General features: G+C 67.2%; 28 protein-coding genes. 1 reads left to right on the plus strand and 27 read right to left on the minus strand.

Going from position 1 to position 20,576, the window contains the following annotated elements; genetic code table 11:
* The 16 genes from rplF to rpsJ all read right to left on the minus strand — a co-directional run bounded on the left by rplF (position 1) and on the right by rpsJ (position 7,705).
* Complete coding sequence (rplF, locus tag AC1DCT_RS07610) at positions 1 to 537, minus strand: 50S ribosomal protein L6 (protein ID WP_440734027.1); 537 nt, start codon at positions 535 to 537, stop codon at positions 1 to 3.
* 6 nt (positions 538 to 543) lie between these two features.
* Positions 544 to 942, minus strand: coding sequence for a 30S ribosomal protein S8 (gene rpsH / locus AC1DCT_RS07615; protein WP_233312358.1), 399 nt, complete (start codon positions 940 to 942; stop codon positions 544 to 546).
* 151 nt (positions 943 to 1,093) lie between these two features.
* Positions 1,094 to 1,684 (minus strand): 50S ribosomal protein L5, encoded by a 591-nt coding sequence (gene rplE, locus AC1DCT_RS07620; protein ID WP_440734028.1) that lies wholly within the window; start codon positions 1,682 to 1,684, stop codon positions 1,094 to 1,096.
* Positions 1,684 to 2,043 (minus strand): 50S ribosomal protein L24, encoded by a 360-nt coding sequence (gene rplX / locus AC1DCT_RS07625; RefSeq protein ID WP_045249916.1) that lies wholly within the window; start codon positions 2,041 to 2,043, stop codon positions 1,684 to 1,686. The genes rplE and rplX overlap by 1 nt, the downstream gene beginning before the upstream one ends.
* A 3-nt stretch (positions 2,044 to 2,046) precedes the next feature.
* The gene (gene rplN, locus AC1DCT_RS07630) at positions 2,047 to 2,415 is read right to left on the minus strand and encodes a 50S ribosomal protein L14 (RefSeq protein ID WP_045271048.1); all 369 of its coding nucleotides are present in this window, start codon (positions 2,413 to 2,415) and stop codon (positions 2,047 to 2,049) included.
* Positions 2,412 to 2,729 (minus strand): 30S ribosomal protein S17, encoded by a 318-nt coding sequence (gene rpsQ / locus AC1DCT_RS07635; RefSeq protein ID WP_052674221.1) that lies wholly within the window; start codon positions 2,727 to 2,729, stop codon positions 2,412 to 2,414. Before rpsQ ends, rplN begins: the two co-directional genes overlap by 4 nt.
* On the minus strand, positions 2,729 to 3,043 hold the full coding sequence (gene rpmC / locus AC1DCT_RS07640) for a 50S ribosomal protein L29 (protein ID WP_045271047.1): 315 nt from the start codon (positions 3,041 to 3,043) through the stop codon (positions 2,729 to 2,731). Before rpmC ends, rpsQ begins: the two co-directional genes overlap by 1 nt.
* Entirely contained in the window at positions 3,043 to 3,462 is a 420-nt protein-coding gene (gene rplP, locus AC1DCT_RS07645; protein WP_045271046.1) for a 50S ribosomal protein L16, read from the minus strand. Before rplP ends, rpmC begins: the two co-directional genes overlap by 1 nt.
* Positions 3,462 to 4,217, minus strand: coding sequence for a 30S ribosomal protein S3 (gene rpsC / locus AC1DCT_RS07650; protein ID WP_440734029.1), 756 nt, complete (start codon positions 4,215 to 4,217; stop codon positions 3,462 to 3,464). Before rpsC ends, rplP begins: the two co-directional genes overlap by 1 nt.
* The gene (rplV, locus tag AC1DCT_RS07655; protein ID WP_292718963.1) at positions 4,217 to 4,597 is read right to left on the minus strand and encodes a 50S ribosomal protein L22; all 381 of its coding nucleotides are present in this window, start codon (positions 4,595 to 4,597) and stop codon (positions 4,217 to 4,219) included. The genes rpsC and rplV overlap by 1 nt, the downstream gene beginning before the upstream one ends.
* Entirely contained in the window at positions 4,597 to 4,878 is a 282-nt protein-coding gene (gene rpsS, locus AC1DCT_RS07660) for a 30S ribosomal protein S19 (protein ID WP_233312364.1), read from the minus strand. The genes rplV and rpsS overlap by 1 nt, the downstream gene beginning before the upstream one ends.
* Before the next feature lie 12 nt (positions 4,879 to 4,890).
* Positions 4,891 to 5,730 carry a 50S ribosomal protein L2 gene (gene rplB / locus AC1DCT_RS07665; RefSeq protein ID WP_233312365.1) on the minus strand — a complete coding sequence of 280 codons (840 nt, stop codon included), beginning with the start codon at positions 5,728 to 5,730 and terminating at the stop codon, positions 4,891 to 4,893.
* 20 nt (positions 5,731 to 5,750) lie between these two features.
* On the minus strand, positions 5,751 to 6,068 hold the full coding sequence (rplW, locus tag AC1DCT_RS07670; RefSeq protein WP_045249924.1) for a 50S ribosomal protein L23: 318 nt from the start codon (positions 6,066 to 6,068) through the stop codon (positions 5,751 to 5,753).
* Positions 6,065 to 6,721 carry a 50S ribosomal protein L4 gene (gene rplD / locus AC1DCT_RS07675; protein WP_440734030.1) on the minus strand — a complete coding sequence of 219 codons (657 nt, stop codon included), beginning with the start codon at positions 6,719 to 6,721 and terminating at the stop codon, positions 6,065 to 6,067. Before rplD ends, rplW begins: the two co-directional genes overlap by 4 nt.
* A gap of 5 nt (positions 6,722 to 6,726) precedes the next feature.
* A complete protein-coding gene (gene rplC / locus AC1DCT_RS07680) occupies positions 6,727 to 7,386 on the minus strand; it encodes a 50S ribosomal protein L3 (RefSeq protein WP_233312367.1) in 660 nt (219 codons plus the stop codon).
* Between the two features lie 10 nt (positions 7,387 to 7,396).
* Positions 7,397 to 7,705, minus strand: a complete 309-nt coding sequence (rpsJ, locus tag AC1DCT_RS07685) for a 30S ribosomal protein S10 (RefSeq protein ID WP_017201594.1) — start codon at positions 7,703 to 7,705, stop codon at positions 7,397 to 7,399.
* 974 nt (positions 7,706 to 8,679) lie between these two features.
* On the opposite strand from rpsJ, the gene AC1DCT_RS07690 reads away from it, so the two are divergent.
* Positions 8,680 to 9,582 (plus strand): hypothetical protein, encoded by a 903-nt coding sequence (locus AC1DCT_RS07690; protein ID WP_477428374.1) that lies wholly within the window; start codon positions 8,680 to 8,682, stop codon positions 9,580 to 9,582.
* 122 nt (positions 9,583 to 9,704) lie between these two features.
* Here the strand turns inward: AC1DCT_RS07690 and AC1DCT_RS07695 are convergent, their stop codons facing one another.
* The 11 genes from AC1DCT_RS07695 to AC1DCT_RS07745 all read right to left on the minus strand — a co-directional run bounded on the left by AC1DCT_RS07695 (position 9,705) and on the right by AC1DCT_RS07745 (position 20,576).
* Complete coding sequence (locus AC1DCT_RS07695) at positions 9,705 to 9,929, minus strand: hypothetical protein (protein WP_440734035.1); 225 nt, start codon at positions 9,927 to 9,929, stop codon at positions 9,705 to 9,707.
* A gap of 160 nt (positions 9,930 to 10,089) precedes the next feature.
* Positions 10,090 to 11,280 (minus strand): elongation factor Tu, encoded by a 1,191-nt coding sequence (gene tuf, locus AC1DCT_RS07700; protein WP_105686027.1) that lies wholly within the window; start codon positions 11,278 to 11,280, stop codon positions 10,090 to 10,092.
* A 168-nt stretch (positions 11,281 to 11,448) separates the two neighbouring features.
* Entirely contained in the window at positions 11,449 to 13,563 is a 2,115-nt protein-coding gene (gene fusA, locus AC1DCT_RS07705; protein WP_440734036.1) for an elongation factor G, read from the minus strand.
* A 121-nt stretch (positions 13,564 to 13,684) separates the two neighbouring features.
* Positions 13,685 to 14,155: a 30S ribosomal protein S7 gene (gene rpsG / locus AC1DCT_RS07710; protein ID WP_045271034.1), complete on the minus strand. Its 471-nt coding sequence runs from the start codon at positions 14,153 to 14,155 to the stop codon at positions 13,685 to 13,687.
* Between the two features lie 5 nt (positions 14,156 to 14,160).
* The gene (gene rpsL / locus AC1DCT_RS07715; protein WP_017201609.1) at positions 14,161 to 14,529 is read right to left on the minus strand and encodes a 30S ribosomal protein S12; all 369 of its coding nucleotides are present in this window, start codon (positions 14,527 to 14,529) and stop codon (positions 14,161 to 14,163) included.
* Between the two features lie 239 nt (positions 14,530 to 14,768).
* Positions 14,769 to 15,416: a spermidine/putrescine ABC transporter substrate-binding protein gene (locus tag AC1DCT_RS07720; RefSeq protein WP_477428449.1), complete on the minus strand. Its 648-nt coding sequence runs from the start codon at positions 15,414 to 15,416 to the stop codon at positions 14,769 to 14,771.
* Positions 15,417 to 15,602: 186 nt separating this feature from the next.
* Positions 15,603 to 16,040 (minus strand): hypothetical protein, encoded by a 438-nt coding sequence (locus AC1DCT_RS07725; RefSeq protein ID WP_440734038.1) that lies wholly within the window; start codon positions 16,038 to 16,040, stop codon positions 15,603 to 15,605.
* A 96-nt stretch (positions 16,041 to 16,136) separates the two neighbouring features.
* Positions 16,137 to 17,249: an ABC transporter gene (locus AC1DCT_RS07730; protein WP_477428376.1), complete on the minus strand. Its 1,113-nt coding sequence runs from the start codon at positions 17,247 to 17,249 to the stop codon at positions 16,137 to 16,139.
* A 161-nt stretch (positions 17,250 to 17,410) separates the two neighbouring features.
* A complete protein-coding gene (locus AC1DCT_RS07735) occupies positions 17,411 to 17,554 on the minus strand; it encodes a hypothetical protein (protein WP_440734040.1) in 144 nt (47 codons plus the stop codon).
* 99 nt (positions 17,555 to 17,653) lie between these two features.
* Positions 17,654 to 19,546, minus strand: coding sequence for a glycoside hydrolase family 13 protein (locus AC1DCT_RS07740; protein ID WP_477428378.1), 1,893 nt, complete (start codon positions 19,544 to 19,546; stop codon positions 17,654 to 17,656).
* A 97-nt stretch (positions 19,547 to 19,643) separates the two neighbouring features.
* The gene (locus tag AC1DCT_RS07745) at positions 19,644 to 20,576 is read right to left on the minus strand and encodes a sugar ABC transporter permease (RefSeq protein WP_440734042.1); all 933 of its coding nucleotides are present in this window, start codon (positions 20,574 to 20,576) and stop codon (positions 19,644 to 19,646) included.

Here is a 20,576-nt window from a genome sequence, read left to right on the forward strand (position 1 = left end):
TTACTTACCACTCTTTCCGGCCTTGCGACGCACGACCTCGCCGGCGTAGCGCACACCCTTGCCCTTGTACGGCTCGGGCTTGCGGATCTTGCGGATGTTCGCAGCCGCCTCGCCGACGGCCTGCTTGCTGATGCCGCTGACGGTGAGCTTGTTGTTGCCCTCCACCGTCAGGGTGATGCCGGCGGGCGGGTCGATCAGAACCGGGTGCGAGAAGCCGAGGGCGAACTCGACCGAGTTGCCCTTCTGCTGCACGCGGTAACCGGTGCCGACGACCTCAAGGCCCTTGGAGTAGCCCTGGGTCACGCCGATGATGTCGTTGCTGATGAGCGTGCGGGTCAGACCGTGCAGCGAACGCGAGGCGCGCTCGTCGTCCGGACGGGTGACGAGAACCTGGTTCTCCTCGACCGACACCTCGATGGGGGAGGCCACGGTGAGCGAGAGCTCGCCCTTCGGGCCCTTCACCGACACCGCACGGCCGTCGACCGAAACGGTCACGCCCGCGGGGATCTCGATGGGAAGTCGTCCAATACGCGACATTTCAGATCACCACACGTAGGCGAGAACTTCTCCGCCCACGCCCTTCTGCTCAGCCTGGCGGTCCGTGAGGAGCCCCGAGGAGGTGGACAGGATCGCGACGCCGAGGCCACCGAGCACCTTGGGCAGCTCCGTCGACTTCGCGTACACGCGGAGGCCGGGCTTGGAGACGCGCTTGATGCCGGCGATCGACCGCTCGCGGTTCGGGCCGTACTTCAGCGAGATGGTGAGGTTCTTACCGACGCGGGCGTCGGAGATCTCCCAACCCGAGATGTAGCCCTCCTGCTGGAGGATCTCAGCGATGTGGGTCTTCAGCTTGCTCGACGGCAGGGTCACGGAGTCGTGATGCGCCGAGTTCGCGTTGCGCAGACGGGTCAGCAGATCTGCGACCGGGTCTGTCATCGTCATAGTTGTCTTCTTTCGTTCATGAGGTTCCGGCTGCCGTTACACGGCAGACGGCCTGCGATGAGCACGCAATTTTCAATTGTACGTCACGTGCAACACGCCCGAAGACCGGATCCCGAGGAAGCCCCCGGGATCCGGTCTTCAAGACATGGTCTTACGCCTGCGCGTCGTTCGACTTGAACGGGAAGCCGAGGAGACGCAGCAGCGCCCGGCCCTCGTCGTCGTTCTTCGCCGTGGTGACGACAGTGATGTCGAAACCGCGGACGCGATCGATGCGGTCCTGATCGATCTCGTGGAACACGCTCTGCTCCGTGAGACCGAAGGTGTAGTTGCCGTTGCCGTCGAACTGCTTGTCCGAGAGACCGCGGAAGTCGCGGATACGGGGCAGTGCGAGGTTCACGAGGCGGTCCACGAACTCCCAGGCGCGGTCACCGCGGAGGGTGACGTGCGCGCCGATGGGCTGACCCTCGCGCAGCTTGAACTGCGCGATGGACTTGCGGGCCTTCGTGACGATCGGCTTCTGGCCGGTGATCTTGGTGAGGTCGTCGACCGCACCATCGATCACCTTGGAGTCACGAGCCGCCTCACCGACACCGGTGTTGACGACGACCTTGACCAGGCCGGGGATCTGCATGACGTTCTCGTAGCCGAACTCGTCCTGCAGAGCCTTCTTGATCTCGTTGTTGTACTTCGCCTTCAGGCGGGGCTGCACCTTGACAGCGCCCGCGGCGTCAGCAGCCGCCATCAGAGGTCCTTACCGCTCTTCTTCGCGTAGCGCACGCGGACCGTGCGCTTCACGCCGTCCTTGACCTGCTCCTCGACGCGGTGACCGACCTTGGTCGGCTTCTTCGTCTCGGGGTCGACCAGGGCGACGTTCGAGATGTGAATGGGGGCCTCGATGGTCTCGATGCCGCCCGTCTTCGTGCCGCGCTGCGTCTGTCCGACGCGGGTGTGCTTGGTGGCGTAGTTCACGCCCTCCACGATCACGCGGTTCTGCTCGACGAGGACCTCGAGGACCTTGCCCTGCTTGCCGCGGTCGCCGCCCTTTTCCTGCTTGCGGCCGGAGATGACCTGAACCAGGTCACCCTTCTTGATGTTCGCCATGAGTTACAGCACCTCCGGGGCGAGCGAGACGATCTTCATGAACTTCTTGTCACGAAGCTCACGACCGACCGGGCCGAAGATACGGGTGCCGCGGGGCTCCCCGTCGTTCTTCAGGATCACGGCGGCGTTCTCGTCGAACTTGATGTACGAGCCGTCGGGACGACGGGTCTGCTTCTTGGTGCGGACGATGACGGCCTTGACCACATCACCCTTCTTCACGTTCCCACCGGGGATCGCGTCCTTGACCGTCGCGACGATGATGTCGCCCAGGCCGGCGTAACGACGGCTGGAACCGCCGAGCACGCGGATGGTGAGCAGCTCCTTGGCGCCGGTGTTGTCGGCGACCTTGAGTCGGGACTCGGTCTGGATCACTTTGCCTTCTCCAGGATCTCCACCAGACGCCAGCGCTTCGTGGCGCTCAGCGGGCGGGTCTCGTTGATGAGAACGAGGTCGCCGATGCCGGCGGTGTTGTTCTCGTCGTGCGCCTTGACCTTCGTCGTACGGCGGATGACCTTGCCGTACAGCGGGTGCTTCACGCGGTCCTCGACCTCGACGACGATGGTCTTGTCCATCTTGTCGCTGACGACGTAGCCGCGGCGCGACTTGCGGTAGCCACGAGCATCGGCGTCGCGCACATCGTGCGAGACGACCTCTGCCTCAGCGGCAGCAGCCTTCTTCTCAGCCATTACTCGGCCTCCTCCTTCGGCGCGTCAGCCTCGTCGGCCTTCTTCGCCTTTGCCTTGGACGCCTTCTTGGCCGGAGCCTCGACCGGAGCGGGCGTCGCACGGATGCCCAGCTCGCGCTCGCGGATCACGGTGTACAGGCGCGCGATGTCGCGCTTGACGGCGCGGATGCGGCCGTGGCTCTCCAGCTGGCCGGTGGCCGACTGGAAACGGAGGTTGAACAGCTCCTCCTTGGCCTTGCGCAGCTCCTCGACGAGGCGCTGGTCTTCGAACGTGTCGAGCTCGGTCACACCGAGCTCCTTGGTGCCGATCGCCATTACGCGTCGCCCTCCTCGCGCTTGATGATGCGTGCCTTGAGCGGCAGCTTGTGAATGGCACGGGTCAGGGCCTCGCGAGCAAGTTCCTCGCTGACGCCCGCGACCTCGAAGAGGACGCGACCCGGCTTGACGTTGGCGACCCACCACTCGGGGGAACCCTTACCGGAACCCATGCGGGTCTCGGCAGGCTTCTTCGTGAGCGGACGGTCGGGGTAGATGTTGATCCACACCTTTCCACCACGCTTGATGTGACGGGTCATCGCGATACGAGCGGACTCGATCTGACGGTTGGTCACGTAAGCGGGGGTGAGTGCCTGGATACCGAACTCGCCGAAGGAGACCTTCGTGCCGCCGGTCGCCGCACCATCACGCTTGGGGTGATGCTGCTTGCGGTACTTGACCTTACGAGGGATAAGCATCAGGCAGACGCTCCTTCTGCGACGGGAGCCTCGTTGCGCGGGCCACGGCGGCGGTCGCCACCACGGTCGTCACGACGGGACTTCGGTGCGTTGGCCTGCTCGCGAGCAAGCTCCTTGTTGGTGAGATCGCCCTTGTAGATCCAGACCTTCACGCCGATGCGGCCGAAGGTGGTCTTGGCCTCGTAGAAGCCGTAGTCGATGTTCGCACGCAGCGTGTGCAGCGGCACACGACCCTCGCGGTAGAACTCCGACCGGCTCATCTCCGCGCCGCCGAGGCGGCCCGAGACCTGGATCCGGATGCCCTTGGCACCAGCGCGCTGGGCGCCCTGGAGGCCCTTGCGCATGGCGCGACGGAAGGCGACACGAGCAGAGAGCTGCTCGGCGATGCCCTGCGCGACGAGCTGAGCGTCGGCCTCGGGGTTCTTCACCTCGAGGATGTTCAGCTGGATCTGCTTGCCCGTGAGCTTCTCGAGGTCGCCACGGATGCGCTCCGCCTCGGCGCCGCGGCGGCCGATGACGATGCCCGGACGAGCGGTGTGGATGTCCACACGCACGCGGTCGCGGGTGCGCTCGATCTCGATGTTGCTCACGCCGGCGCGGTCGAGCTGCGTCTGCAGGAGCCGGCGGATCTTGATGTCCTCGGCAACGTAGTCGGCGTAACGCTGACCCGGCTTGGTCGAGTCAGAGAACCACCGGGACACGTGGTCCGTGGTGATGCCGAGGCGGAAGCCGTACGGGTTTACCTTCTGTCCCATTACTTGCTCGCCTTCTCGTTCTTGGCGACCTCAGGGGTGGCCAGCACGACCGTGATGTGGCTCGTGCGCTTCTTGATCTGGAACGCGCGGCCCTGGGCGCGGGGCTGGAAACGCTTCAGCGTCGTCCCCTCGTCCACGAAGGCGTTCTTGATGTAGAGATCCTGCTCATCGAGGAACTCGCCGTCACGATCGGCCTTCACCTGGGCGTTGGCGATCGCGGAGTGCACGAGCTTGTAGATCGGCTCGGAGGCGCTCTGCTGCGCGAACTTCAGGATGGCGAGGGCTTCCTGCGCCTGCTTGCCCTTGATCAGGGCGACGACACGACGAGCCTTCTGCGGGGTCACGCGGATGTGCTTCACGCGTGCGATGGATTCGACCATTAGCGGCGCCGCCCCTTCTTGTCGTCCTTCACGTGGCCGCGGAAGGTGCGGGTGGGCGCGAACTCGCCCAGCTTGTGACCGACCATGCTCTCGGACACGAACACGGGGATGTGCTTGCGTCCGTCGTGCACGGCGATGGTGTGTCCCAGCATGGCGGGGATGATCATCGACCGGCGGGACCAGGTCTTGATGACGTTCTTGCTGCCGGCTTCGTTCTGCACGACCACCTTGCGAAGCAGGTGCTCGTCGACGAAGGGGCCCTTCTTAAGACTGCGAGGCATCTTCTCTTACTCCTACTTGCGCTTCTTGCCGGCGTTGCGACGACGCACGATGTACTTGTCGCTTTCCTTGTTGGCGTGACGGGTGCGTCCCTCAGCCTGGCCCCACGGGGAGACGGGGTGACGTCCACCGGACGTCTTGCCCTCTCCACCACCGTGCGGGTGGTCGACCGGGTTCATGGCGACACCACGGACGGTCGGGCGAACGCCCAACCAGCGCTTGCGGCCGGCCTTGCCCCAGTTGATGTTCGACTGCTCGGCGTTGCCGACCTCGCCGATCGTCGCACGGCAGCGCGCGTCGACGTTGCGGATCTCGCCGGAGGGCAGACGCAGCTGGGCGTAGGGGCCATCCTTCGCGACCAGACGCACGGAGGCGCCGGCGGAGCGGGCCATCTTCGCGCCGCCGCCGGGGCGGAGCTCGATGGCGTGGATGACGGTACCCGTCGGGATGTTCTTCAGCGGAAGGTTGTTGCCCGGCTTGATGTCAGCGCCGGCACCCGACTCGACGATGTCGCCCTGCTTCAGCTTGTTCGGCGCGATGATGTAGCGCTTCTCGCCGTCGAAGTAGTGCAGCAGCGCGATGCGCGCGGTGCGGTTGGGGTCGTACTCGATGTGAGCGACCTTGGCGTCGATGCCGTCCTTGTCATTGCGACGGAAGTCGATGACGCGGTACTGGCGCTTGTGGCCACCACCGATGTGACGGGTCGTGATGCGGCCCTGGTTGTTGCGGCCACCGGTCTTGCTCAGCGGGCGCAGCAGCGACTTCTCGGGCGTCGATCGGGTGATCTCGGCGAAGTCGGCCACCGACGAGCCGCGGCGACCCGGGGTCGTGGGCTTGTACTTGCGAATAGCCATGTTCTGTCCTTATCCCCCGGTCAGTTCACTGCCGTGAAGATGTCAATGGTGCCCGACTTCAGGGCGACGATGGCGCGCTTGGTGTCCTTGCGCTTGCCCGTGCCGAAGCGGGTGCGGCGAGCCTTGCCGACGCGGTTGATCGTGTTGACGCTGGCGACCTTGACGTCGAAGATCTTCTCGATGGCGAGCTTGATCTCGGTCTTGGAGGCGCGGGGGTCCACCAGGAAGGTGTACTTGCCCTCGTCGATCAGGCCGTAGCTCTTCTCGGAGACGACCGGCTTCAGGATGATGTCGCGCGGGTCCTTGTTGGCAGCCGCGGCGAGGATGTTGTCGCTCATGCGGAGACCTCCTCGGTTGCGCCGGACTTCAGCGCGACGAACGCGTCGAAGGCCGCCTTGGTGAAGACGATGTCGTCGGAGTTGACCACGTCGTAGGCGTTCAGCTGGTCGAAGTACAGCACGTGCACAGAGGCCAGGTTGCGGACGCTCAGGGCGGTGAGGTCGTCCTCGCGGTCGATGACCACGAGGAGGTTCTTGCCCGGGAGCGCCTTCAGGAAGGCGGCGGCCGTCTTGGTGGACGGCTTGCCCTCGATGCCGAAGGACTCGACGACGTGCAGGCGCTCACCGCGGAAGCGGTCGCTCAGCGCACCCAGCAGGGCGGCGGCGATCATCTTCTTGGGGGTGCGCTGCGAGTAGTCGCGCGGCTTCGGGCCGTGGACGATGCCACCACCGGTCATGTGCGGCGCACGGATGGAGCCCTGACGGGCGTTACCCGTGCCCTTCTGCTTGAAGGGCTTGCGACCGGCACCGGAGACCTCACCACGACGCTTGGTCGAGTGGGTGCCCTGGCGTGCCGCGGCGAGCTGCGCGACGACGACCTGGTGGATGAGCGGAACGTTGGTCTTGGCGTCGAAGATCGCGGCGGGGGCGTCGACCGTACCGGTCTTCTTGCCGCCTGCGAACACGTCGAGCGTCAGAGTGGTGTCAGCCATGGGACTCAGGCACCCTTCACTGCGTTGCGGACGTAGACGATGCGGCCGCGCGCGCCGGGGACGGCGCCCTTGACGAGCAGCAGACCCTTCTCGGCGTCGACGGCGTGCACCGTGAGGTTGAGGACGGTCACGCGCTCGCCACCCATACGACCGGCCATGCGCATGCCCTTGAAGACACGGCTCGGGGTCGAGGAAGCACCGATGGAACCGGGCTTGCGGTGGTTGCGGTGCGAACCGTGCGAGGCGGAAACACCCTTGAAGTTGTGGCGCTTCATGACACCGGCGAAGCCCTTGCCCTTGCTGGTGCCGACGACGTCGACCAGCTGGCCGGCCTCGAAGGTGCCGTCAACCGTGAGCTCCTGGCCCAGGCTGTAGTCGCCGGCGTCCGCGGTGCGGATCTCGGTGACGTGACGGCGCGGGGTGACCCCGGCGGCCTCGAAGTGGGCGGTGAGCGGCTTGTTGACCTTGCGCGGGTCGATCTGACCGGCCGCGATCTGAACGGCGTTGTAGCCGTCCTTCTCGGGGGTCCGGATCTGGGTGACCACGTTCGGGGCCAGCTCGATCACGGTGACCGGGATCAGCTTGCCGTTCTCGTTCCAGACCTGGGTCATTCCGAGCTTGGTGCCGAGCAGGCCCTTGGAAATCTTTGCGTTGATGTCGACCATCGTGATCCCCTTACAGCTTGATCTCGATGTTGACGTCAGCAGGAAGGTCGAGACGCATGAGCGAGTCAACGGCCTTCGGCGTCGGGTCGACGATGTCGATCAGACGCTTGTGGGTGCGCATCTCGAAGTGCTCGCGGCTGTCCTTGTACTTGTGGGGCGACCGGATGACGCACACGACGTTCTTCTCGGTCGGAAGCGGCACCGGGCCGACGACGGTCGCGCCCGCACGGGTCACGGTGTCGACGATCTTGCGGGCCGACGTGTCGATGACCTCGTGGTCATACGACTTCAGGCGAATGCGGATCTTCTGTCCCGCCATTGTCTGCTCTCTCTCATTAAGCGTCGTACCGGCCCGGATCGGATGATCCGGGGGCATTGGACGCGCGACGGCGCGTTCTGCGCCTTCGCACTCCTCCTCCTGGCCCTGACCCTTGCGGATCGGACCTCTTGAAGGGGCGCACCACTGTTCTGCTGTCAGCCCGGGGCCTCACGACCCGCGGAAGCCGACCCCCGCACATGGCAGGGCCTCGGTGAGGAGGTGTCGGTTGTCTGTTCTGCTGCCCGCGGCCCAGATCCCTGCACCCGCTTCCATGGATCTCTCCGTGGAAGGGCGCCGTCTGTGCACTGCCCTGGCAGTGATCCAGCGCGCATCGGGACGCGCACCGGAATGTGGAACCTCAATAGTCTACGTGCAGCCCGGGCGTGTCGCAAACTCGGGCGTGTCGCGACGGCGTGTCCGGCGTGTCTCGCGTGGACGGGGATGGGTGGCAGGCGCTTACTGGTCGCGCGCCGTACGCTCACTCGTCACAGATTGCGGTCATCCACGCCGCATGACCGCAATACCCGACCACCGCACGACCTCCGCTCCGGGGGCGATTCCGGCCCCCGCCTCCCCGAGTCGCTCACTGGTCGCAGATTGCGGTCATCCGCGCCGTATGGGCGCATTACGCGACCACTGAACGAGGCTTCGCCTGGGGCGGCTCCGGCCTCCGCGCCATGTGCCGCTCACCGGTCGCAGATTGCGGGGATCCACGCTATTTGACCGCAGTTTGCGACCACTGAACGAGGAGGGAACGCCCTGCACAACCGGGCCCGGGAAGCCGTTGTCCACGACTTCCGCGATGTGCGCCCCATGCGGCGAAGCCGGGCGACATCGTTGTCCGCATGCGACAGCCGACTCCCCTTCCCCCTGCTCTTGGCGACACGTTCACCCGGGCGCAAGGACTTGCCGCGGGCCTCACGCCTTCACGCCTGCGGAGTTCGGATCTGCGTGCGCCGTTCCACGGGGTCCGCATGACGGTTGCGAGCGTAAGCGAACTCGGCGAGGACAAGGATCTGGATCCGCTCTCCGATGCGTTGTCCGATGCCGTGAGACTTCTGTCGGATGCCTACGCCCAGGCCATGCCGGCGGGCGCGCATCTCAGCCACTCCACCGCGGCCGTGCGGCACGGGATCCCGCTGCCGCGACGAGCTTTCCCAAGGAATGGCAATCCTCGGCAACCCGAGGTGGATCGGGTACAGGTGGAGGCCGCAATGCCGGCACCGGGGCGAGCGCCCCGGGGCCCTCGTATACGCGGTCACCAGTCCGCACCGGAACTCGAGGCCGTGACGCTGGTCGATGGGGTGCCGGTGGCCACGCCCGCAGCGACCTGGGCATCGCTTGCCGGCCGCCTCAGCCTCGACGAGCTCGTCGCCGTCGGGGATGCGATCGTGCGGATCCCCCGCATCCCAGGACCGTTCGGTTGGGTGCTGCGCCCGCCTTTGGCCACGTTCGAGGAGCTCGACGCGGTCATCCGGGCAGGACGTCGTCCCGGGATCATCCGGCTTCGCGAGGCGCGTACTTTGATCCGCATCGGATCCGCCTCCCCGAAGGAGACCGAACTGCGACTCGCTCTGACGACAGGGGTCGCGCTGCCCACCCCGGTGCTCGACTTCGACGTCTACGCGGGAGGCGCGTTCCTCGGCTGCAGCGAGATCGCGTACCCGGACTACCAGGTGGCCGTCGAGTACGAAGGCGACTACCACCGCACCGATCGCTTGCGTTGGAGGAAGGACATCGAGAAGTACCAGGCGTACACCGAAGCGGGATGGCGTGTGGTGCAGATCACCGCGAAGCACCTCCGTCAGAGCGGCGAACCCGCTCGTCGCGTCCGCGCCGCGCTGCGGCAGGCGGGTGCGCGACCGCATGGGCGTTGACGCCACTCGCCTGGGCCCGCGTGGATGCCGCAGCAGAATGCTCGTCGCGAGGGAGGAACGCCACGCACCACAGAGGGCGGAGCGCCGCAGCGCTCCGCCCTCTGGAAGTTCTCAGTTCGAGATCACTCGTTGCCGACCTGCTTGTCGAGGTTGTCGCGGACGCCGTCGATCTGCTCGGCAGCCCCGGGGGCGACCTTCTTGGCGAGGTCCGCAGCGCCACCCAGCACGGTGTCGCTGACGCCCTCGGCCTGCTCGCTGTGCAGCAGCTCCTCGACCTTGTCCTTGTTCTCCTCGAAGAACTCCTTGCCCTTGTTCACCGCGTCGTTGATGGCGTCTCCGAGACCCATGGGGTTCCCCTCCCTTGATCGAGCCGGCTGTCGGCTCGCACCTCGCCATTCTGCACGGCGGACCTGCCCTTCGACAAGACCCGGCCCGAAGCCGAAGCACCGCGGGAACGACAAAGGGGCCGAGCCCGAAGGCTCGACCCCTTTGCGCGGAAGCAGATGCTTACTTGACGATCTTCGTGACCGTGCCGGCGCCGACGGTGCGGCCACCCTCACGGATCGCGAAGCCGAGGCCCTCCTCCATGGCGATCGGCTGGATCAGCTCGACCGACATGTCGGTGGTGTCACCGGGCATGACCATCTCGGTGCCCTCGGGCAGCGAGATGACGCCGGTGACGTCGGTGGTACGGAAGTAGAACTGCGGGCGGTAGTTCGTGTAGAAGGGGTTGTGGCGGCCACCCTCGTCCTTGGACAGGATGTACGCGGTGCCCTCGAAGTTGGTGTGCGGGGTGATGGAACCCGGCTTCACCACGACCTGGCCGCGCTCGACGTCCTCGCGCTTGGTGCCACGAAGAAGAAGACCACAGTTCTCGCCGGCCCATGCCTCGTCGAGCTGCTTGTGGAACATCTCGATACCCGTGACCGTGGTCTTCTGCGTCGGGCGGATGCCGACGATCTCGACCTCGGAGTTGATCGCGAGGGTGCCACGCTCGGCGCGGCCCGTGACGACCGTGCCACGACCGGTGATCGTGAAGACGTCCTCGATCGGCATCAGGAACGGCTTGTCCTTGTCGCGCACCGGGTCGGGGATCGAGTTGTCGACGGCCTCCATGAGGTCGAGGATGGACTGGGTCCACTTCTCGTCACCCTCGAGCGCCTTCAGGCCCGAGACGCGCACGACGGGCGCGTCCTCGGCGAAGCCCTGGCTGGCGAGCAGCTCGGAGACCTCGAGCTCGACGAGCTCCAGGATCTCCTCGTCGTCGACCATGTCGGCCTTGTTCAGCGCGACGAGCAGGTACGGCACGCCGACCTGCTTGGCGAGCAGCACGTGCTCACGGGTCTGCGCCATCGGGCCGTCGGTGGCGGCGACCACGAGGATCGCGCCGTCCATCTGAGCCGCACCGGTGATCATGTTCTTGATGTAGTCGGCGTGACCGGGGGCGTCGACGTGAGCGTAGTGACGCTTCGGGGTCTCGTACTCGACGTGCGAGATGTTGATCGTGATACCGCGCTGACGCTCCTCGGGCGCGGAGTCGATCGACGCGAAGTCGCGCTGAACGTTGGTGGCCGACGGGAACTTGTCGGCGAGCACCTTCGAGATCGCAGCGGTGAGCGTGGTCTTGCCGTGGTCGACGTGACCGATCGTTCCGATGTTCACGTGCGGCTTGGTCCGCTCGAACTTGGCCTTAGCCACTGGGTCCTCCTCAGGACGTCATGTAGGGGCACCGGGCACTGGATTGTGACCGCTTTCCTACGGGTTTGATTCTCAGTTTAGTAGAGAGACGATGTGAAGTTGTCTGAGTGCCTGTGAGGCCCGGCCCTTCGACAGGCTCAGGGACCGAGCCTCACAGGCTCCTAGGGCTTACTCGCCCTTGGTCTTCTGGACGATCTCGTCGGCGACGGCGCGCGGGACCTCAGCGTAGCTGTCGAACTCCATCGAGTAGACGGCACGGCCGGACGTCTTCGAGCGCAGGTCGCCGATGTAGCCGAACATCTCGGACAGCGGGACCGACGCGCGCACGACCTTGACGCCCTGGGCGTCCTCCATCGACTGGATCTGACCACGACGCGAGTTCAGGTCGCCGATGACGTCGCCCATGTACTCCTCGGGCGTACGCACCTCGACGGCCATGAGCGGCTCGAGCAGCACCGGGTTCGCGCGCTTGATGGCCTCCTTGAAGCCCATCGAGCCCGCGATCTTGAACGCCATCTCCGAGGAGTCGACGTCGTGCGAGGCGCCGTCGAGCAGGGTCGCCTTGACGCCCACCATCGGGAAGCCCGCCAGCGCGCCGGCCGCCATCGCGTCCTGGAAGCCCTGGTTGGTCGGCTCGATGTACTCGCGCGGGATGCGCCCACCGGTCACGCTGTTGACGAACTCGTACGACTTCTCCGAGTCGAGGTCGAGCGGCTCGATCGTGAACTGGATCTTCGCGAACTGACCCGATCCACCCGTCTGCTTCTTGTGCGTGTAGTCGTACTTCTCGACGGCCTTCTTGATCGTCTCGCGGTACGCCACCTGCGGCTTGCCGACGTTGGCCTCGACGTTGAACTCGCGCTTCATGCGGTCCACGAGGATGTCCAGGTGCAGCTCGCCCATGCCCTTGATGGTCGTTTGACCGGTCTCGGGATTGAGCTCCGTGCGGAAGGTCGGGTCCTCTTCGGCGAGCTTCTGGATGGCGACACCCAGCTTCTCCTGGTCGGCCTTGGTCTTCGGCTCGATCGCGACCTCGATGACCGGCTCCGGGAACGTCATCGACTCGAGAACGACGGGCGACGCCGGGTCGGTCAGGGTGTCACCGGTGGTGGTGTCCTTCAGACCGATGACGGCGTAGATGTTGCCGGCGGTGACCGCGGGAACCGGGATCTCCTTGTTGGCGTGCATCTGGAAGATCTTCCCGATGCGCTCCTTCTTGCCCTTGGTCGAGTTGATGACCTGGGCACCGGACTCGAGCTCGCCCGAGTAGACGCGCACGTAGGTGAGGCGACCGAAGAACGGGTGCACGGCGACCTTGAACGCAAGGGCCGCGAACGGGTCCTTCGCGTCGGGGTGACGCTCGATGATCGTGTCGTAGTCCTTGGGGTCGTGCGCCTCGATCGAGCCCACGTCGAGCGGGTTCGGGAGGTAGTCGATGACGGCGTCGAGCATCGGCTGGACGCCGCGGTTCTTGAACGCCGAGCCGCACAGGACCGGGTAGATCTCGGACGCGACCGTCATCTTGCGGATCGCGCCCTTGATCTCGGCGACGGTGAGCTCCTCGCCGCCGAAGAACTTCTCGAGCAGGACGTCGTCGCTCTCGGCGACGGTCTCGAGCAGCACCTGGCGGTACTCCTCGGCCTTGTCCTTGAGGTCGGCGGGGATCTCCTGCACCTCGTAGGACGCACCCATGGTCACGTCACCCTTGGAGTCACCGGCCCAGACGAGCGCGCGCATCTCGATGAGGTCGACGACGCCGACGAAGCTGCTCTCGGAGCCGATCGGCAGCTGCATGACGAGCGGCTTGGCGCCGAGGCGGTTCACGATGGTGTCGACGGTGTAGTAGAAGTCCGCGCCCAGCTTGTCCATCTTGTTGACGAAGCAGATGCGGGGGACGTTGTACTTGTCAGCCTGACGCCACACGGTCTCGGACTGGGGCTCGACGCCCTCCTTGCCGTCGAACACGGCGACCGCACCGTCGAGGACGCGGAGCGAGCGCTCCACCTCGACCGTGAAGTCCACGTGACCGGGGGTGTCGATGATGTTGATCTGGTTCTTGTTCCAGTAGCAGGTCACGGCGGCAGACGTGATCGTGATGCCGCGCTCCTTCTCCTGCTCCATCCAGTCGGTCGTCGAGGCGCCGTCGTGGGTCTCGCCGATCTTGTGGTTCACACCCGTGTAGAACAGGATGCGCTCGGTCGTCGTGGTCTTACCGGCATCGATGTGCGCCATGATGCCGATGTTGCGGACCTTGCTCAGGTCGGTGAGCACTTCTTGTGCCACGGGGGTGTGTCCTTATCTTCTTGCTGTCGTCACGCGACGAAGGAAAAGTGTGGGGTGCCGGGACCGGATCCGATGTCTCGACAAGCGAGGCAGCCGTATCCGATCCCGGCCCGACTGGTGATTACCAGCGGTAGTGCGCGAACGCGCGGTTCGACTCGGCCATCTTGTGAGTGTCCTCGCGGCGCTTGACCGCGGCACCCAGGCCGTTCGAGGCGTCCAGGATCTCGTTCTGGAGACGCTCGGTCATGGTCTTCTCACGGCGGCTCTTGGCGTAGCTGACGAGCCAGCGGAGGGCGAGGGTGTTCGCGCGGTGCGGCTTCACCTCGACCGGGACCTGGTAGGTCGAGCCACCGACGCGGCGGCTGCGGACCTCGAGGGTCGGGCGCACGTTGTCGAGCGCCTTCTTCAGGGTGGCGACAGCGTCCTGACCGTTCTTCGCCTCGACACCCGAGAGGGCGCCGTAGACGATCGACTCGGCGAGGGACTTCTTGCCGTCGACCAGGATCTTGTTCACCAGCGAGGTGACGATCGGAGCACCGTAGACCGGGTCGTTGACAACGGGGCGCTTGGGGGCGGGGCCCTTACGAGGCATCTAACTCAACCCTTCTTCGCGCCGTAGCGGGAACGAGCCTGCTTACGGTTCTTGACGGCCTGGGTGTCCAGGGCGCCACGGACGATCTTGTAGCGGACACCGGGGAGGTCCTTGACACGACCACCGCGCACGAGCACCAGCGAGTGCTCCTGCAGGTTGTGGCCCTCACCGGGGATGTAGGCCGTGACCTCGGTACCGTTGCGGAGCTTCACACGAGCGACCTTGCGCATCGCCGAGTTCGGCTTCTTCGGGGTGGTGGTGTACACGCGGGTGCACACGCCGGCCTGCTGCGGGTTCGACTTCAGAGCGGGAGCCTTGGTCTTGGTGACCTTCGGCGAACGACCCTTGCGAACCAACTGCTGAATAGTTGGCACTGCTTCTCCTTGTTGTGCTGCACGGTGACAGCGTGATGGGTTCACATCAGACCCGCCCGCACGCCGAGAACGACGTGCGTTTGAATGGTGGGTATGCCGTGGGGGCGGAACCGGCGAATGCCGGTGCCCGGTACGCGCGCGTCAAGACACACGCATACCCGCTCTATGGTAATGCGCCGTAACACGCCCGGTCAAATGCGCACGAACGGCGCGCCGGGCGCCGATCCGCGGTCCCCGCGTCAGAGCGTGTCGGGGTCGAAGGGCGAGTCCAGCGCCTCGGTCAGCTCGGCGAGCATCGCCTCGATCTGCGGCTCGACGTATTCGCTGATCGCGGCCTGCACTCGCAGGCGGTGCCGGAGCAGCAGCCCGCAGATCTCGCGGCCCACGACGTTCGCGTAGTCGTCGGCGAGGGCGACCTCGTGGCGCAGCGCGGCCTTCGCATCGTCGCTGAGCGGCGGCAGGGGAGGCAGCTCCCCCGCATCATCGTCGGCCATCCCGGCGAGCGTGAACAGGAACGGGGCGCCGGGAACCGGATCCGGATCCAGCGGCATGCCCTCGTACTCGGGCTCGAGGCCCTCCGTCGGGCGGTAGGCGCGGGCGCGATTGCGGGCGGCCTGCTGGTCGAGCTCGCCCTGCAGCATCGGCAGGTTCCGCGCGGTGTACTCGGCGACGGCGTGGTCGACGATGGTCTTGATGCGGGTGGACAGTCCGTGCTGCACGCCGTGCGGCACGTTCCCGCCGATGCCCGCGGCGGAGAGCACGGGAGAGCCCAGGCAGCGGCGGCACGGCGCCACCCGCCCGCGGTGGGTGGCGGGTTCCCAGCGCGGCACCCAGCGCAGCCAGGCCTCCACAGCCAGGTCGACCTGCGTCTCCAGCGAGCGCTCCACGCCTCCAGCGTACGGGGCGGACACGCCCGGGAGGTCGCGGCGCGCGAGATCGAGTGCCGCGGTGCCGGCCGAGATCAGTCGATGGACCGAGAACAGGAGGATCCCGATCGGATCCGCCCTGTTCTCGGGCGACTCACCTGATCTCGGCATGCGACGTCAGCCGCCGCGCGGGGCAGGACGATCGCGTCAGGGCTGCTCGTCGTCGTCCTTCTCCCACGGCCAGCGGGGAGGCCGGGCCTCCGTGCGACGCAGTGCGATCGCCACCCACGCCGCGATCAGTGCGGCGATCACGATGACGGCGCTCGCCCCGCCCAGCACGAGCTGCCCGGCGGCGGCCGTGGCGTCGACCGCGCCCGCGCCCTCCGCCACCGCGGCCCCCCACACGCCGCCCAGGTGCACGAGCGCCGCGCCGAGCGCGAGGAAGACCGTCGCGACGAACGACGGATGCGGGTTCGCGAGCACGCCCCGGAGCGACAGCGCGAACACCACCACGGCCAGCACCATGCCGACGATGCCGGGCAACTGGCCGAGCCGGGGCACCGCGATGAGGTCGTGTTCTGTGAGCAGGCTGAGCATTCCGAGCCCCATGATGGCCAGCGCGAAGAACGAGACGACCCCGATCACCCAGGCGAGGACAGGACGAACCCCCGCGGGCAGTGGCTCGCGGGGGTTCGGCGGGAAATCGTTCGTGATGCTCTCCTGCGGTGCAGGCCGGCGCCGCTACGGCAGCTGGGGTCCGGCTTCGAGGACGCGCTCGTACTCGCGCTGCGCCTCGTCGTTCTGCGCGGTGCGGCGGGCGCCGGCGCGGGCGGCCCAGGCGCCGAACCAGATGGTGAGCTCGCGGCCGAAGATGAACGCGGCGATCGCGAGCGGGGCGAGCAGCTGACCGTTCACGTTCTCTGCCAGCTGGGTCGCACCGAGCTTCCAGAACTCGACGGATCCGATCGCGCCGAGCAGGTGGCCGCCGTACGCGAAGCCGCCGACGATGATCCCGAAGACGACCCAGTAGCCCCAGCGCCCGCGGTTGATGATGCCGCCGAGCAGCCAGAATCCGATCGCGAACACGACGACCGGGATCCACAGCCCAGGGCTGCGGAGCTGGTCGAGCAGGTAGGTGCCGATGCTGTCGGTGGTGACCTTGCCGTCGAACGCGGCGATGCCCAGGGCGGTGCCGAGGTAGAGGATCGCGAAGGCGATGGCCGCCAGCAGGCCGATGCCGAAGATCGCACCGCGGTTGCCGCGCTCGCGCGGAGGCTCGGGAGCCTGCACGAAGATGGGTGGCGGCACCTCGGTCACCCCCGGGGTGATGACGGCCGGCGCGAGCACCTGCGTGGGCGCCTCGGCGGCGGTGTCGACGCGCGTGGTCGGGCTCTCGAACATCGAGGTCTCCGTGGCGGCCGCCGCAGCGATGACGGCGGGGGTCTCGGCGGGCGACGGCGGAGTGAAGGTGCCGCCGAACGTGCCCGGGTAAGCGGCCTCGGCCGCCTCGAAAGCGGCGAGATCGGCGTCCGCGGCACGCTGGTCCGCGGCACGCGCATCCGCGGCAGTCGCCCCGTCGGCGGCGCGCTCGGCCTCGGCGAGGCTCTCGTTCGCGCTCTGTGCGACGGCGGCATGGTCGGGCTGCACGGCATCGGCGACATCCTCGCCGGTGCGCTCGGCTGCAGTGGCCGGGACATGCGCATCGGCAGCCTCGGCCGGGGCCGGCTGCACGTCGGCGCCCTCAGCGGGGACAGCCGCGGTGTCGGCACCCTGGGCGTCCGCCTCGGGCGCGGCGGCCACGGCGTCGTCGACGTCGTGCGCCTGCGCCGGCTTCGAAACCTCGTGGTCACTCATATGAGCTCCTCCATACGGATACGGTGATTCGAGGCTATCTCCGAGGCAGGGCACCGCCGCGCAGACCTGCCGGAAACCGCGGATGCCGGATCCGGATCGGCGTCGTATCCGGATCCATCGCCCGCGTCACGGGTCGGATCCGCGTCACATCCGGATCGGCGTCACCGATGCAGCAGGCCGGAGAAGTAGGTCACCATCACCGGCCCCATGGGTGCGGCGAGGTACACGAGCCCTGCGATGACCCCGGCGCAGACGACGCCCGCGAGCCACGCGATCCCGGTGTTGCGCCCCCCGATCCGTGCCATACCCCGAGGGTACGAGAGCGGAGCGCGCGGGCGCGGGCGGCGCGCGGCGGACGCGTCGCCCGCACCCTCGGCGGACGTCAGGGAGGCCCGGTGCGGCGCTCAGCCGGCGTCCGGCGCGGCCACGCCGGGCAGCGCCCACGCGGCGAACACCGGCCCCTCGGCAGCGAGCGCAACGGCGCCGTCGTCGGCGACGCCGAGGGTCGCGTCGCCGAACAGCGCCTCAGCCGCCGCGGCTCCCGCGAGCGCCCCGGCCGGGAGCTCGATGTCGACGTCGCCACGGGCGGCGAGCACGAGCACGGTCTCCTCGGCCGACTCCCGCACGAACACGAGGCCGTCGTCGTCGACGTGCAGCCACCGCAGCCCGCCGGTGCCGAGCACGGGGTGCGCGCGGCGCAACCCGACCAGGTCGCGGTACAGCGCGATGCGCTCCGCGGTATCCGGCTGCCCCTCGGTCCCCCACGGGATCGGTGTGCGGCTGGCCTCGCCGTCCACGCCGGTGAGGCCGAACTCGTCGCCGGCGAACACGACGGGCAGCCCCGGCAGCGTCATCGACAGGCCGACAGCGACGGGCACCGTCCCCGGTGCGGCGTTGGTGGCGAACCGTGCGGTGTCGTGCGTGTCCAGCGGCTGCATGTTGCCGAGCCGCACCCGCCACGGGATCCCCCCGGTGAATCGGGTGATCGAGTCGACCACGTCGCGCGCGGTGTAGCGCGGGATGCCGCCGGTCTGCATGCCGAAGAACCAGCTCTCGGTGCGTTCCTCCCCTTCCGCGGTGAGGTACGAAGCACCGTTCGGCTCGCTGAGCCAGGCCCATACAGGGCGGGTGAAGGACGGATAGGTCATCGCGCCGTCCCAGCCGTCGCCCTGCAGATCGCTCGTGGCGTCGTTGGTGGACTCGCCGAGCAGGATCGCATCCGGGTTGATCCCCCGCACGGTGTCACGCAGCAGCCGCCGGACATCCGCGTTCAGGTCGATCGCCCCGAGGCGCCCGGTCATGTTCGCGACGTCGACGCGCCAGCCGTCGGCGCCATAGGGCGGCTCGAGCCAGCGGGCGACGGCCGAGTCCTCGCCTGTGATGAACCGCTCGCGCAGCTCCTCACTGGCCCAGTCGAACTTGGGCAGGCTGCGTGCACCCAGCCAGCACTCGTACTCGGTGTTGTCGTCGTTCGTGAAGTAGTAGAACCGCTCCTCGGGCGCTCCGGGGGTACCGAACGCCGCCCGGAACCACTCGTGGCGGTCGCCGGAGTGGTTGCTGGTGAGGTCGCCGATCACCTTGATGCCGCGGGCATGCGCCTCCTCGATGAGGTGCGCGTACGCCTCGTCGCCGCCCAGCAGCGGGTCGACGCGCAGGAAGCTCGAGGCGTCGTAGCGGTGGTTGGACGCGGCCGGGAACACCGGCGTCAGGTAGAGCAGGTTGACCCCGAGCTCGACCAGGTGGTCGAGATGCTCCACGATCCCGGGAATGTCTCCCCCGTAGAACTGATGCGCCCGGCCAGGCATGACCGGATCCACCGGGGTGTCCCAGTCCGCCGGGATCGCCCAGTCGGGCGTCGGGTGCTCTTCGGCCTGGGCCGAACGGGCGAAGCGGTCCGGGAACACCTGGTACATGACCGACTCGTGCAGCCAGGCGGGCGGCGCGGGTTCGGCGACCAGGGCGAAGTCCTCGGCGTCGAGCGTCTCCAGACGGTGGATGCCGGTCTGGTTCAGCCATTCGATCCGGCCGTCCTCGTGCTGCAGCAGGAACCGGTAGCCGTGCCGCGGATTGCGCACGGTGACCGGCGCCTCCCACCACTCCCAGCCATCGGCGCTGCCGATCCGCTCGGCGTCGGTCCACTCCGGCTCGTGGTCGGGGTTGGAGCGCGTGCGCACGGCCGCGAGCGGGCCGTAGCCGGCAGGCACGCGCAGCCGCATTCGGACGACATCGCCCAGAGCGGGGGCGTCGTCGGAGACGTGCAGCGGGGATCCGTCGTGGTGCGGGAGCAGAGCGGTCATGTCGAGGCCTTTCGTGGTGCGGCGGCAGCCCGCCGGAGTCGACGTGGTTGCACGACCGATGCCGTGACAGAGCCCTTGGATTGTGTTTCGAGGATCGTTACTTCACGCTACCGGCGGTGAGGCCGCCGACGATGTACTTCTGCAGTGACAGGAACAGGATCATCGGCAGGATCGCCGCCAGCACGGCCCCGGCCGCGAAGACCGCGTAGTTCTTCGCGTCGGTGGACACGTACTGGTACAGCCCGACAGCGAGCGTCTGCTTCTCCGGAGAGATCAGCACGGTCGACGCGATCAGGAAGTCGCCCGTGATGCCGATGAAGGCGAGCAGCCCCACCACCGCCAGGATCGGCGCGACCAGGCGCAGGATGATGGTGAAGAAGATCCGTGCGTGACCCGCTCCGTCGATCTTCGCGGCCTCGTCGATCGAGGCGGGGATCGTGTTGAAGAACCCGTACATCAGGAACGTGTTCGCCCCCAGTGCGCCACCGAGGTACACGAGGATCAGGCCGATCTGCGAGTTGAGCCCGAGCGCCGGGAAGATGTCCCCGATCGCGGACATCAGCAGGAAGATCGCGACGATCGCCAGCAGCTGCGGGAACATCTGCACGAGCAGCAGGGTCATCAGCCCCGTGCGGCGTCCTCGGAATCGCATGCGCGAGAAGGCATATGCGGCGAGCGCGCACAGGAACACGCTGCACACGGCGGCGAGCACGCCGATGAAGATCGTATTCAGGAACCAGGCGCCATAGGGCCGGGACGGATCCTGGAACAGCTGCACGTAGTTGTCCACGCTGATCTTCGAAAACAGTCCGTTCGTGCTCAGCAGCGTCCCGCCGGGGTTCAGTGAGGCGGACAGCACGTACACCAGCGGGAAGCCGGCGAACACGAGCATCACGACGCCGATGATGTGCCGCCAGCCGGTCTCCCGGAACCACCGGCCGAACGGTCGGCGGGGGTGGCGCGCCGGGGCGGCGAGGAGCGCGGCGGTCGCGGTCGACGCAGGGGCCGAGGTCTTTGCGATGTCGGTCAT

The organism is Microbacterium sp. 10L49 (genome assembly GCF_056395125.1).